General features: G+C 69.7%; 14 protein-coding genes. 6 read left to right on the forward strand and 8 right to left on the reverse strand.

Annotation, left to right across the window (positions count from 1 at the left end; all coding sequences use genetic code 11):
* The first annotated feature begins 4 nt into the window (after positions 1-4).
* Both FL583_RS14930 and FL583_RS14935 read left to right on the forward strand, forming a co-directional pair.
* Complete coding sequence (locus FL583_RS14930; protein WP_240746693.1) at positions 5-1,390, forward strand: aldehyde dehydrogenase family protein; 1,386 nt, start codon at positions 5-7, stop codon at positions 1,388-1,390.
* Positions 1,391-2,155 (forward strand): 3-oxoacyl-ACP reductase, encoded by a 765-nt coding sequence (locus FL583_RS14935; protein WP_142705228.1) that lies wholly within the window; start codon positions 1,391-1,393, stop codon positions 2,153-2,155.
* On the opposite strand, the gene FL583_RS14940 is transcribed toward FL583_RS14935, so the two are convergent.
* The 4 genes from FL583_RS14940 to FL583_RS14955 all read right to left on the reverse strand — a co-directional run bounded on the left by FL583_RS14940 (position 2,152) and on the right by FL583_RS14955 (position 5,405).
* Positions 2,152-2,727, reverse strand: a complete 576-nt coding sequence (locus FL583_RS14940) for a Uma2 family endonuclease (protein WP_205752150.1) — start codon at positions 2,725-2,727, stop codon at positions 2,152-2,154. The two genes, FL583_RS14935 and FL583_RS14940, sit on opposite strands and share 4 nt — an antisense overlap.
* Positions 2,728-2,854: 127 nt before the next feature.
* On the reverse strand, positions 2,855-3,625 hold the full coding sequence (locus FL583_RS14945; protein ID WP_142705229.1) for an ABC transporter permease: 771 nt from the start codon (positions 3,623-3,625) through the stop codon (positions 2,855-2,857).
* Positions 3,622-4,560 (reverse strand): ABC transporter ATP-binding protein, encoded by a 939-nt coding sequence (locus FL583_RS14950; protein ID WP_142705230.1) that lies wholly within the window; start codon positions 4,558-4,560, stop codon positions 3,622-3,624. The genes FL583_RS14945 and FL583_RS14950 overlap by 4 nt, the downstream gene beginning before the upstream one ends.
* 155 nt (positions 4,561-4,715) lie before the next feature.
* Entirely contained in the window at positions 4,716-5,405 is a 690-nt protein-coding gene (locus tag FL583_RS14955) for a PadR family transcriptional regulator (protein ID WP_142705231.1), read from the reverse strand.
* 240 nt (positions 5,406-5,645) lie between these two features.
* Between FL583_RS14955 and cimA the strand changes: the two genes are divergently transcribed.
* A complete protein-coding gene (gene cimA, locus FL583_RS14960) occupies positions 5,646-7,241 on the forward strand; it encodes a citramalate synthase (RefSeq protein ID WP_142705232.1) in 1,596 nt (531 codons plus the stop codon).
* 19 nt (positions 7,242-7,260) lie between these two features.
* Here cimA and FL583_RS14965 read toward each other — a convergent pair whose 3' ends face one another.
* The 4 genes from FL583_RS14965 to FL583_RS14980 are packed head-to-tail and all read right to left on the reverse strand — an operon-like array spanning position 7,261 to position 9,831.
* Positions 7,261-7,653, reverse strand: coding sequence for a type II toxin-antitoxin system VapC family toxin (locus tag FL583_RS14965; protein WP_142705233.1), 393 nt, complete (start codon positions 7,651-7,653; stop codon positions 7,261-7,263).
* Positions 7,650-7,937 (reverse strand): type II toxin-antitoxin system Phd/YefM family antitoxin, encoded by a 288-nt coding sequence (locus FL583_RS14970; protein WP_142705234.1) that lies wholly within the window; start codon positions 7,935-7,937, stop codon positions 7,650-7,652. The genes FL583_RS14965 and FL583_RS14970 overlap by 4 nt, the downstream gene beginning before the upstream one ends.
* A 23-nt stretch (positions 7,938-7,960) precedes the next feature.
* Complete coding sequence (locus FL583_RS14975; protein ID WP_142705235.1) at positions 7,961-8,821, reverse strand: RNA-binding protein; 861 nt, start codon at positions 8,819-8,821, stop codon at positions 7,961-7,963.
* A complete protein-coding gene (locus FL583_RS14980) occupies positions 8,818-9,831 on the reverse strand; it encodes a LacI family DNA-binding transcriptional regulator (RefSeq protein ID WP_142705236.1) in 1,014 nt (337 codons plus the stop codon). The genes FL583_RS14975 and FL583_RS14980 overlap by 4 nt, the downstream gene beginning before the upstream one ends.
* 162 nt (positions 9,832-9,993) lie before the next feature.
* Between FL583_RS14980 and FL583_RS14985 the strand changes: the two genes are divergently transcribed.
* Genes FL583_RS14985 through FL583_RS14995 form a run of 3 tightly spaced genes read left to right on the forward strand, consistent with a single transcriptional unit; the run spans position 9,994 to position 13,045 of the window.
* Positions 9,994-11,277 (forward strand): ABC transporter substrate-binding protein, encoded by a 1,284-nt coding sequence (locus FL583_RS14985; RefSeq protein WP_142705237.1) that lies wholly within the window; start codon positions 9,994-9,996, stop codon positions 11,275-11,277.
* Complete coding sequence (locus FL583_RS14990; protein ID WP_142705238.1) at positions 11,274-12,164, forward strand: carbohydrate ABC transporter permease; 891 nt, start codon at positions 11,274-11,276, stop codon at positions 12,162-12,164. Before FL583_RS14985 ends, FL583_RS14990 begins: the two co-directional genes overlap by 4 nt.
* On the forward strand, positions 12,161-13,045 hold the full coding sequence (locus tag FL583_RS14995) for a carbohydrate ABC transporter permease (RefSeq protein ID WP_142705239.1): 885 nt from the start codon (positions 12,161-12,163) through the stop codon (positions 13,043-13,045). Before FL583_RS14990 ends, FL583_RS14995 begins: the two co-directional genes overlap by 4 nt.
* Positions 13,046-13,049 lie beyond the last annotated feature (4 nt).

The following is a 13,049-nucleotide window of genomic DNA, read 5'->3' on the forward strand; positions in this document are numbered from 1 at the left end:
ACCTTTGAGCACCAACACGTTGGACGCCGTCGGCGCCCACGACGTGATCAACCCGGCGACCGCGGAGGTCGTCGCCACGGTCTCGCTGGCGTCGGTCGCCGAGACCGACGACGCGGTCGCGAAGGCGCGGGCCGCCTACCCGGCCTGGCGGGACGTCTCCCCGGCCGACCGGGCGCGGCTGCTGCGCCGGTTCGCGTCCGTCGTCGACTCGCATCTGGAGGAGCTGGCTTCGCTGGAGGTGCGCAACGCGGGGCACCCGATCGGCTCGGCGCGCTGGGAGGCCGGGAACGTCCGGGACGTCCTCGAGTATTACGCGGCCGCGCCGGAGCGGAACTTCGGGAAGCAGATCCCGGTGGCCGGTGGCGTCGACATCACGTTCCACGAGCCGCTCGGTGTGGTCGGCATCATCGTGCCGTGGAACTTCCCGATGCCGATCGCGGGCTGGGGGTTCGCGCCGGCGCTGGCGGCCGGGAACACGGTCGTTCTGAAGCCGGCCGAGCTGACGCCGCTGACCGCGGTTCGTCTCGCGGCGCTGGCGCTCGAGGCCGGGATCCCGGAGGGCGTCTTCACGGTGCTGCCCGGGGCCGGGCGGGTCGTGGGTGAGCGGCTCCTGTCGCATCCCGACGTGGCGAAGATCGTGTTCACCGGGTCGACTGCCGTCGGGCAGCACGTCATGGAGAAGTGCGCGGCCACGGTCAAGCGGGTGACGCTGGAGCTCGGTGGGAAGTCGGCGAACATCGTGTTCGCGGATTCGGACCTGGAACGCGCGGCCGCGGCCGCCCCGGGCGGGGTGTTCGACAACGCGGGTCAGGACTGCTGCGCGCGGTCGCGGATCCTGGTCGAGCGGTCGGTGTTCGACCGGTTCCTCTCGTTGCTGGAGCCGGCCGTGAAAGCCGTGCGGGTGGGCGACCCGACGGCCGCCGACACCGAGATGGGGCCGCTGATCAGTGCCGGCCAGCGCGACCGGGTCGCCGGGTTCGTGTCGTCGGCCTCGGTGGCGTTCGCCGGCGAGGCGCCGTCCGGCCCGGGGTTCTGGTTCCCGCCGACCGTCGTGCTGCCCTCCGGTCCTTCCGACCGGATCGTGACCGAGGAGGTCTTCGGCCCGGTCGTCGCGGTGCTCCCGTTCGACGACGAGGCGGACGCGGTGCGGATGGCGAACGACACGCTCTACGGGCTGTCCGGGTCGATCTGGACGCGGGACGTCGGGCGGGCGCTGCGGGTCGCGCGCGGTGTCGAGGCGGGCAACCTGAGCGTCAACTCTCACTCCTCGGTGCGGTACTCCACGCCGTTCGGGGGGTTCAAGCGCTCCGGTCTGGGGCGCGAGCTCGGCCCGGACGCGCTGTCGGCGTTCACCGAGGTCAAGAACGTGTTCATCGCAACGGAGGACTAGATGGATCGGCTGGCTGACCGGGTGGCGATCGTCACCGGCGGGGGGAGCGGTATCGGGCTGGCGACCGTGCGCCGGTTCGCGTCCGAGGGGGCGCGGGTCGTCGTCGCGGACGTGGACGACGTGGCCGGAAAGGCGGCGGCGTCCGAGGCCGGCGGGATCTTCGTGCGCACCGATGTGACGTCGTCGGACGACGTGGACGCGATGGTGGCGGCGGCCGTCGACACGTACGGGCGGTTGGACATCGCGTTCAACAACGCGGGGATCTCGCCGCCGGACGACGACTCGATCCTGAGCACCGGCCTGGAGGCCTGGCGTCGGGTGCAGGAGGTCAACCTGACCTCGGTGTACCTGTGCTGCAAGGCGCAGATTCCGGTGATGCAGCGCCAGGGCAAGGGGTCGATCATCAACACCGCGTCGTTCGTGGCGCGGATGGGGGCGGCGACGTCGCAGATCTCGTACACCGCGTCGAAGGGCGGGGTGCTGGCGATGTCGCGGGAGCTCGGCGTGCAGTTCGCGCGCGAGGGGATCCGGGTGAACGCGCTGTCTCCCGGGCCGGTCGATACGCCGTTGCTGCGTGAGCTGTTCGCGTCGGACCCGGAACGGGCGGCGCGGCGGATGGTGCACATCCCGATGGGTCGCTTCGCCGACGCGACCGAGATCGCCGCCGCGGTGGCGTTCCTGGCCAGCGACGATTCGAGCTTCATCACCGCCAGTGAGTTCCTGGTAGACGGCGGAATCAGCGGAGCCTACGTCACGCCCCTCTAGGGATACAGCCGGTCGACGTCAATAGTCATCGGAAACGGCCGCTCGAGCACCAACTTACGACGCTCGACGGCCGTTTCCACGTAGTAGCCGGCCGCGGCGTCGAGCTCGAAGGCATGCACTACGGCCTCGCCCCGGTCTTCCTCGATGCGCCAGTAGTGGGGAATGCCGGCCCGGGCATATTTGAGGTGTTTGGCCACCCGGTCGCGGTGCTCGGAGTCCGGCGATACGATCTCGACGACCAGAGGTACTTCTGTGGGCAGATACCACGTCCGCTGGGGCCCGAGCACGGCCGAAGGTGCGACAGCGACCAGATCGGGCTCGGGCCGGCTCTTTCCGCCCAATCGAACCGTCATCTCGGTGCGAATCCGCCACCCCTCCGGTGCGGACCCGTCGAGGGCAGCGGCCAGTCGCCACATCACCGCCGAATGAAAGTCCCGCTGGGGGGCCATCACGATAAGTACTCCGTCGAGTACTTCACAGCGGCCGACCTCCTCGGGCACGCGGTCCAGGTCGTCCGCGGTCCATGCGCCCTGAGGAATGTGCATCAGACTCGAAATCGCCTCGGCGCTCATTGCGCCTCCCTCCGGCGGCGTTTCGTCCCCATCAGTCATGCACGCCACTGTGCCTGATCTCGGGGACCCGACGCCATGACCGTAGCACTCGTGTGTACGTTGGTGTCAGTGGCGTCGGGTCCCGCTTTCACGTCGAGCGCTGGTAGGCGCGGAAGGCGGCGGAGGCGGCTACCGCCATGGCCAGAGCCAGCCCCGCCAACTGCAGGGCGTCACGCCCCACCAACCCCCAATCCGGCGCCACCGACAACGCCGACCGACTCCCTTCGGCAGCCCAGTTCAACGGATTCCACGCCGCCGCCCGAGCCACCCACCCCGGCAACAACGACGGCGCCAGCATCACCGACGACAGGAACGACAACGGCAGCGTCAGGAACTGCGACAGCCCGATCAGCGCGTCCTGCGACCGCAACAGCAGCGCCAACGCGTCCGACAACCCGGTGAACGCGGCGGTCAGCAACACCGCCAGCCCGATCGTCACCGGCACCCCCACGAACCCGGAGTACCGCACCCCGGCGAGCCAGGCCGCCCCGAACACGATCGCCCCGAGGATCACCATCGAGATCCCCTGATACGCGATCGACGCCCCCACGATCGCCCCCCGCCGGGTCGGCGACGCGAGCGTCCGATCCATCACCCCCCGATCGATGTCCTGGATGAACGACGTCCCGGCCCAGGTCGCGGTCAGCATCGCGGTCATCGCCACGACCCCGGGCGTCAGGAACTCCAGGTACGAGCCCTCGAACCCGGGCAGCTTCCCGATCGCGGTGAACACCGAACCGAACAACAGCAGCCAGATCAACGGCTGCACCAGCGAGAACGCCAGATAGACCGGCTGGCGGCCGAGCGTCCGCACAGCCCGGACGGTGAGCAACCCGGTCTGGGTCAGCGCGAGGGTCATGCCGCCGCCTCCTGGTACGCGCGGCCGGCGTACCGCAGGTACACGTCGTCGAGCGACGCGTGCGCGACGCTCGCGGCGACCGTCGGGACGCCCGCGTTCCGGAGCTCGAGGAGGACACGCGCGCCGTCGCGGGCCTGAGCCCGCAGCCGGAGCCCGTCGCGCCGGACGTGCACCACGTCCGGCAGGGCCTCCAGCACGCGGGCGGCCCGGCCACCGTCCTCGGCCGACCGCAGGTCGATCTGCACGGTGTCCCCACCCAGGTCGGCCTTGAGCGCCTCCGGCGCTCCCTCGGCCACGGCCTGACCGCGGTCGACGATCAGGAGGTGATCGGCCATCTGGTCGGCCTCGTCGAGATAATGCGTGGTGAGGACGACGGTGAGCCCGGTGGTGCGGGTCAGCGTCGACACCGTGGCCCAGAGCTGGGTCCGCGCCTCGGGGTCCAGCCCGGTGGTCGGCTCGTCGAGGAACAGCACCTCCGGTGCGTGCACCAGGCCCATGGCGACGTCGAGCTTGCGCTGCATTCCGCCCGACCACCGCCCGGCCTGCCGGTCGGCGGGCTCCTCGAGGTCGAACGTGGCCAGCAGCTCGCGGGCCCGGGCCGCCGCGGCCCGCCGGGGGATGCCCCGGAGCCGCGCGGTGAGCACCAGGTTCTCCCGCCCGGTCGCGATCGGGTCGAAGCCCGGCCGCTGGGAGACGTAGCCGATCGCGGCCCGGACCGCGGCCGGTCGGCGCAGCACGTCGAAGCCGGCCACCTCGGCGGTGCCGCCGTCGGGACGGCTGAGCGTGCTGAGAATCTTGACGGTGGTGGACTTGCCTGCGCCGTTCGGGCCCAGCAGCGCGAAGACGGTGCCGGCCGGCACCTCCAGGCTGAGGCCCTTCAGCGCCTGGACGCGTCCGTAGGACTTGGTCAGGTCGGTGGCACGGATGACGGTCATGTCGATCCTCCAGGGACGCCGAGCCGGCGACGGATACCCTGAAGTTGCGACCCTCGGGATCGTCGCCCGCTCAGCGAGAGCGAAACGGGTTCGGTTCGGGGATTCGGGACGGCCCTCGGCCCGGCGTTGGCGCGCCGAGTTCGGGGGCCGTCCGCTCAGCGGCTCTCCGGTGGCCTCACCTCCGGCGGGCCGGTGAAGACGACCGGGAACTCGGCCGCGAGCTTCGCGTCGACCTCCTCGGGCGAGAGCCCGGACGCACGCAGCTCGTGAATCCGGCGCCAGCCGTCGAGGCCGCTCAGCGTGCCGTCCTCGATGTCGCGCAGCAGGCCGGTGACGAACCGGATCTCGGCGTCGCGGACCGCGGCCTCGTACTCGCTCTCGAGCATGAAGATGCGGGGGAACCCGGCGACCGCCTCCTGGATCGCCGCCGCCGACCGCGCGGCCATCGTCAGCGAGGCCAGGCGGAGCCGGAGCAGGCGGATCGCGTCGTCGACCGGCAGGGCGCCGAGCAGCGACAACCCGGCCTCGAACTGCGTGAACTCCTTGACCGGGCGGCTGATCAGCTCGCTCAGCCAGTCTTCGACCTCGCGCTGGCCGGCGTCGGTGATCGCGTAGACCGTGCGCTCGGGGCGACGGCCCTCGCGGGTCGTCTCCAGGGCCTCGATCAGCCCGTGCCGGGCCAGCGACTCGACGACCGAGTACAGCGACCCGTAATTGAGCTTGATGCTCTCGTCCTTGCGCCGCTCGCGCAGGTTCGACGAGATCTCGTACGGGTGCATCGGACGCTCCTGCAGCAGCGTCAACGCGGCCAGCGCGAGCGGATTGGAGACCCGTCGCCGCGCCATGCGATCACCTCCGAGGGCGAATACTCGACTCAGAGTACTCGGCACCGCAAGAGGTCCAGCATGTGGACGTGAGGTCCCAGGAACGGCCTCGATGTGTCAGTATCGGCTCATGACTGGGTTCTGCATTACCAGCTAGCGCGTCAGCTCGTCGCTGACGCGCAGACCTCCCACGCTTCGGTGGGGGGTCTTTTTTGTGGCCCCGCACAGGCCCCGGAACCCTGCTGAGGAAAGGTCTTCGACATGCTGGATGACACGTTCCACGTCTTCGACACCACGTTGCGGGACGGGGGCCAGCGCGAGGGCATTTCGTACTCCGCCACCGACAAGATCGCCGTGGCCCGGCTGTTGGACGACGTCGGGGTCGGGTTCATCGAGGGTGGCTGGCCGGGCGCGTTGCCGACCGACACGGAGTTCTTCGCCCGGGCCGCGGCCGGCGAGCTCGCGCTGAAGAACGCGCAGCTGGTGGCGTTCGGCGCGACGCGCAAGGCCGGCGTACGCGTGCAGGACGACAAGCAGGTCGCCGCCCTGCTGGCCGCGCAGACCCCCGTCGTCTGCCTGGTCGCGAAGTCCGACGTCCGGCACGTCACCGACGCGCTCCGGACGACGTACGAGGAGAACCTGGCGATGGTGCGTGACACCGTCGCGTACCTGGTCGGCGAGGGCCGCCGGGTGTTCCTCGACTGCGAGCACTTCTTCGACGGCTACGCCCACGACCGGGACTACGGGGTCCGGGTGCTGGCCAGCGCCTTCGAGGCCGGGGCCGACGTCGGCGTGCTGTGCGACACCAACGGCGGGATGCTGCCGATGGGCGTCGGGCGGGTGGTCTCCGAGGTCATCGAGCGCACCGGGTTCCGCGTCGGCATGCACGCCCAGGACGACACGGCCTGCGCGGTCGCCAACACGCTGGCCGCGGTCGAGGCCGGCGCCACCCACGTGCAGGGCACCGCGAACGGCTACGGCGAGCGGGCCGGCAACGCCGACCTGTTCGCGGTCATCGGAGGCCTGGTGACGAAGATGAACCGCCAGGTGGTCCCCGAGGAGTGCCTGCCCGAGCTCGTCCGGGTCTCGCACGCGATCGCCGAGATCGCCAACATCGCGCCCGACACCCACCAGCCCTACGTCGGGGCCAGCGCGTTTGCGCACAAGGCCGGCCTGCACGCCAGCGCGATCAAGGTGTCGCCCGAGCTCTACAACCACATGGAGCCGGCGGTCGTCGGCAACGACATGCGCATCCTCGTCACCGAGATGGCCGGTCGGGCGTCGATCGAGCTGAAGGCCAAGGAGCTGGGCATCGACCTCACCGACGAGCCCGAGGCCGTCGGGCGGGTCGTCGCCAAGGTGAAGGAGCTGGAGGCCGGGGGCTCGAGTTTCGAGGCCGCCGACGCGTCGTTCGAGCTGCTGGTCCGGTCGGAGCTCGAGGGCGAGAACGGCCCGACGTTCTTCCGGCTCGAGTCGTACCGGGTGCTGGTCGAGCAGCACGACGGTGGCGAGGCGATCAGCGAGGCGACCGTGAAGCTCGCGGTCGACGGCGAGCGGGTCATCGCGACCGCCGAGGGCAACGGCCCGGTGAGCGCGCTCGACCGTGCGCTGCGCCAGGCGCTGACGACGTTCTACCCGTCGCTGGCCGACGTCGAGCTGGCCGACTACAAGGTCCGCATCCTCGACGGCCGGTTCGGCACCGACGCGGTGACCCGGGTGCTCATCGACACCACCGACCACAAGGGCGAATGGACCACGGTGGGCGTGCACGGCAACGTGATCGAGGCGTCCTGGCGGGCGCTGATCGACGCGCTCAACTACGGCCTGCGCCGCGCCGGAGCGGCCACCCTGGTGTGACCGGCGAGCCGCCGAGGCGTCAGGCCAGGCCGGGCGCCTCGGCGGGCAGCCCCACCGACCGGGCCACCTCGAGCAGCCGCTTGTCGTAGGTGACCAGGCAGTCGAGCGCCGGGCCGAGGACCTGCGCGCTCGCGATGTGGATGGCGTCGAGGGTGCGGACTCGGGCCGGTAGGCGAGCGGCCCGGTCTCGGACGCGGGCGGTGACCTCCACCTCGGTGTACTCGGTAGTGAGGGTGCGCATCGCCGAGGGGAAGTCGCCGATCCGGTCCAGCGCCCGCACGGTCTCGACGAACCCGACCGTGCTCGTTCCCTGCGGCCGGTGGGGTCTGAGGCCGAGGAAGTGCCGGAGCTCGGCGGCGTACGTCCGCTCGGCGATCAGCGTGACGAGCGCGCTGGAATCCAGATAGATCACCGATCCTCTTCCTCGCGAGCGGCGAGCAGGATGTCGAGCGGCTCGACGCCGGGCGGGACCTCGAAGGTGGTGATCTGGTCGATGTCGCTCGTCGACATGGACCCGAGCCGGAGGGTGCCGTCGGCGATCAGCGACGCGTAGCGGTCGTGATGCCAACCGTCGCCGGGAACGAGGATCGCGATCACGTTGCCGTGACGCGTCACCTCGATGGTTTCGCCCTTTTCGGCCCGGGCGAACATCGCGCTGGGATTGTGGGAGAACTCGCGGATCGAGACAGTGCTCATGACTGGGCCTCCGATCGCTGTACTTACATCGGAGCGATTGTACCCACATCGGCGGCGTGCGCGCAGACGTCGAGGAGGGCTGTGCGTAGCCGGGCGCCGCGCTCGGCGAAGCCTCGCTGGGTGGCGGCGTACTCCGCGCGGCCCTCGGGCGTCTCGATTCGGACCGGTTCGTAGCCGAGCGCGGCGAAGTCGTACGGGCTCGCCCGCATGTCCAGCTCACGGACGTTCTTGGCCAGCCGGAAACACTCGAGAACCAGGCTCGACGGCGTGAGCGGCGAGAGTTTGTAGGCCCACTTGTAGAGGTCCATCGTCGCGTGCAGACACCCGGGTTGTTCGAGCTGGACCTGCGTCTCGCGCGACGGCTGCAGCACGTTCAGCGGGCGGGCCGGCGACGTGAAGAACCGGAACGCGTCGAAGTGGCTGCAGCGGACCCCGCGCCCCTCGACGACGGCGTCGGTGGCCGCGCCGCCCAGCCGCAGCGGCCACTCGTGCCGGGTCTCCGGCGACCGGTACACCATCGCCCACTCGTGCAGCCCGAAGCAGCCGAGCTGGGCCGGGCGCGACGCGGTGGCCGTCAACAGGCTCCGGACGAAATCCACGGTGGCCGAACGGCGCGCCAGGAAGGCGTCCAGATCAAGCACGACGCCGCCCTCGACGGCGGTGTACCCAGCCTCCGGGGGAGCATCCTGGAGCACCACCCCGGCGCCGGGGTGCCACCGGCGCAGCTGACCGGGGCGGAACGAGTAGTACTCGAAGAGGAAGTCCTCGACCGGGTGCTTGCGTCCGCGGCGGCGGCGCTCCAGGTGGTCGCGCAGCAGCGCGTCGACCGCCGTCTCGTGGGCAGCGCGCAGCGCGCTCCACTCCTCGCGCGCCAGAAACCTCACGTGCCCGAGGGTACGGCCGTGCTGTCGCGGACGACCAAGCTCGTCGCGAGCTCGATGCTGGTCGAGTCGAGCGCCTCGCCCGCCACCAGGCGCAGCAGGGTCCTGGCCGCGGTCGCGCCCATCTCGTGCAGGGGCTGGCGCACGGTGGTGAGCCCGGGCGCGGTCCAGGACGCGAAGTTCAGGTCGTCGAACCCGACCACCGACAGGTCGTCGGGAACGGTCCGGCCGGACTTCCTCGCGGCCTCGTAGACGCCCATCGCGTGCATGTCGCTGCCGGCGAAGATGGCCGTCGGCGGGTCGTCGTCCTCGAGCAGCGAGCGCGCGGCCCGGAACCCGCCGTCGTGGTAGAAGTTGCCGTATCGCAGCAGCCCACGCGGGGCCACCAGATCGGCCGCGTCGAACGCGGCCCGGTAGCCGGCGATCCGCGCCCGGGTGCAGGCGAGCTGCTCGGGCCCGCCGATGACCGCGATCCGCCGGTGCCCGAGCTGCAGCAGGTGCTCGGTGGCCGAGTAGGCCCCGGAGAAGTTCGTGGCTCCGACCGACGGGACGTCCGGCGGCGGTTGGGAGACCCCGTCGATGACGACGATCGGCGTGCCGTGGCGCCGCAGCTGCTCGCGCTGGGCGTCGTCCAGGTCCGACAGCACCAGGATCGCGCCCTGGGAACCGCGGGCCAGCAGCGACTCCAGCCAGCGACGGGTCAGCGCGGCCCGGCTGTGCACGGCCGAGATCACCAGCCCGATGCCGGCCGACTCGACGACCTCCTCGATGCCGGTGAGCAGCGCCAGGCCCCAGGGGGTGTCGAGGTCGTTGATCACCAGGTCGAGCAGGTCGCCCGAGCGCTGGTGGTGGGCGGCCCGCCGACGGCGGTACCCGCGCTCGTCCAGCAGCCGCTGGACGCGCCGACGGGTGTCCTCGGCGACGTCGGTGTGGCCGTTGAGCACTTTGGAGACGGTGGATACCGAGACGGCGGCGGTCCGCGCGATCTCCGCAATAGTCGTACGACCGGTCATGCGGGCAGCGTAGGGCCGAAACTTTTCGAAACTAAGTCAACGTTATGAGATCGTGATTTGCGGTTTGCTTGACCTGTGAAAGCGCTTCCCCTAATTTCCTCGCACCTCAGCCCGCTCGAAACCTTTCGAACCCAATGACGTGGGGAAGGACAGGTGCGGAACATGCGCCGACGCGCGCTTCTCGCCGCAGTCACCGGCATCGCACTCGCATTAACCGCTGCTTGTGGCAGCTCCGGACCGGGTGACACCAAGTCCGGTGAAGTTCATGTCTGGTCCCTGCAGGACGCCGGTCTGACGCCGGTCGTCAAGGCATCGATCACCCGCTACAACAAGGACGGCGACAACAAAGCGTCGCTGTCCACGTACATCAACGACGCGTACAAGCAGAAGATCCAGGTCGCGATGGGCTCGCCCAACGCGCCGGACGTCTTCTACAACTGGGGCGGCGGAAACCTCAAGCAGTTCGTCGACGCCAACCAGGTCGCGCCGCTCGACGACGCGCTGGCGAAGAAGCCCGAGGTCAAGGACGCGTTCCTGCCCGCGGTGCTGAAGACCGCGAACCTCGACGGGAAGCAGTACGGCCTCCCGATGACCGGTACCCAGCCGGTGATCTTCTTCTACAACAAGAAGGTCTTCACCGCGGCCGGCGCGCAGCCGCCGAAGACCTACGACGACTTCCTCAAGCTCGTCGACCTGTTCAAGTCGAAGAAGGTCACGCCGATCGCGCTGCCCGGCTCCCAGGGCTGGACCGAGCTGATGTACGCCGAGTACTTCCTCGACCGCATCGGCGGCCCGGAGAAGTTCGACGCGATCCAGAAGGACCCGGCGGCCTGGAAGGACCCCGACGTCGTCAAGGCACTGCAGATGTGCCAGGACCTCGCCAAGAAGGGCGCCTTCGGCACGAACTTCGCGTCGATCAACTACGACAACGCCGGCGCGGGCAAGCTGCTCGCCACCGGTAAGTCGGCGATGTTCCTGATGGGCACCTGGGAGTACCCGACCCAGCTGACCAACAACCCGGACTTCGCCAAGAAGGACCTGGGCTGGTTCCAGTTCCCGTCGATCGCCGGTGGCAAGGGTCAGCCGGGCAACCTGGTCGGCAACCCGAGCAACTACTTCTCGGTGAACGGGAACTCGAAGAACAAGGACGCGGCGATCGACTACCTGATCAACACGGTGTCGTCCGACGGCTACATCGACGACCTGATCAAGAGCGGTGCGGTCCCGGCGACCAAGAACGCCGAGTCCAAGCTGGCCGGTAAGCCGAACGCCGAGTTCAACGGCGACGTCTTCAAGATGGTCTCGACCGCGCCGTCGTTCGCGCAGTCGTGGGACCAGGCGATCGCGCCGGACATCGCCAAGGAGCTGCTGACCAACCTGCAGAAGCTGTTCCTCCAGCAGATCACCCCACAGGCCTTCGTCGACGACATGGCCAAGCGCAAGTGAGCAGTGTTGCCGCAAAGGAGCGGCCCGGATTCGTCTGGGCCGCTCCCGCGGCACTCTTCTTCGCACTGTTCGGCGTGGTGCCGATCGTCGTCGTGATCTACCTGTCGGGGACGAAGTGGAACGGGCTCGGCACCCCGCAGTGGGTGGGGTCGGCGAACTGGTCCGCACTGCTCGACGACGGCGAGTTCCTCCCCGCGCTACGCACGACGATCCTGCTCACGGTCGGCACCTGGCTCGTGCAGACGCCGCTGGCGCTGCTGCTGGGCGTCTGGTCGGCCGGGCAGCAGCGGTTCCGCGCGGTGCTCTCGACCGTGTTCTTCCTGCCGTTGCTGCTCTCGACGGCGGCGATCGCGCTGGTGTTCGTCTGCCTGCTCGACCCGAACTTCGGGTTGGCGGCGACGTGGGGCAAGTTCCTCGGCGTCCCGGACGGCAACTTCCTGGGCGACTCGGGACGGGCCCTGCCCACCGTGATCTTCGTGCTGGCCTGGCAGTTCGTACCGTTCCACACGCTGCTGTACCAAGCCGCGACCCGGCAGATCCCGACCCAGCTGTACGAGGCCGCCCAGCTCGACGGGGCCGACACCGTGCGGCAGTTCTTCTCGATCACGCTCCCGCAGCTGCGGAACACGATCGTCGCGTCCTCGGTGATGATGCTGGTCGGCTCGGTCACGTACTTCGAGTCGGTGCTGCTGCTGACCAACGGTGGCCCGGGCACCGCGACCCAGGTCGTGCCGCTGGAGATGTACAAGGACGGCTTCATCGCGTTCGACATGGGCTACGCGAGCGTGCTCGCGGTGCTGCTCGTGATCATCGGCACGATCCTCTCGATCGTCGTCGTGCGAGCGACCGGTTACCACCGGATGACGAGTGACCGGGAGGGCCTGTGAGTACCTCAGTTCTGTCCCGCCCGAAGACGGAGACCGCGTCCTCGCCGCCGCCCCGCCGCCGGCGCCGGTTCCGGGCCAACGTCCCGGCCGGGATCGCCGCGAGTTTCTGGTTCCTGATCGTCGCGGTGCCGCTGTACTTCATCGTGGTGACCAGCGTCCGCACCCAGGACGCGTACGTCGCCGACGGGCCGCTCGACCTGCCGACGAAGTTCACGCTGCACAACTACGCGAACGTGCTCGACCTCGGGTTCGGGACGTTCCTGCGCAACAGCGTCATCGCCGCCGCGGCGACGGTGATCGTGACGCTCGGGCTCGCGCTGCCGGCCTCGTACGCGATCGTGCGCGGACAGAGCCGGTGGGTGCGCAACGCGTTCAACCTGTTCCTGCTCGGGCTGGCGATCCCGGCGCAGGCGGTGATCATCCCGATCTTCCTGATCATCACCCGCCTGCACCTCTACGACAGCCTCACCGCGATCATCCTGCCCACCGCGGCGTTCTCGCTGCCGATGGCCGTGCTGGTGCTGACCAGCGCACTGCGGGACGTGCCGAACGAGTTGTACGAGGCGATGACCGTCGACGGAGCCAGCCCGGCGGTGCTGTTCCGGCGGCTGGTGCTGCCGCTGTCGCGGCCGGCGCTGGCCAGCGTCGGCATCTTCTCCGGCCTGAACGCCTGGAACGGCTTCCTGTTCCCGCTGGTGCTCACCCAGAGCGAGAGCCAGCGGGTGCTCCCGCTCGGCCTCTGGAACTTCCAGAGCCAGTACGGCACCGATGTTCCGGGCCTGCTCGCGGCCGTCGTGCTGTCCGCGCTCCCGGTTCTGGCCCTCTACCTGTTCGGCCGACGCCAGCTACTCAGCGGCCTGGCCGCCGGATTCGGCAAATAAGGAT

The sequence above is a fragment of the Cryptosporangium phraense genome, assembly GCF_006912135.1.
Taxonomy (GTDB): Bacteria; Actinomycetota; Actinomycetes; order Mycobacteriales; family Cryptosporangiaceae; genus Cryptosporangium; species Cryptosporangium phraense.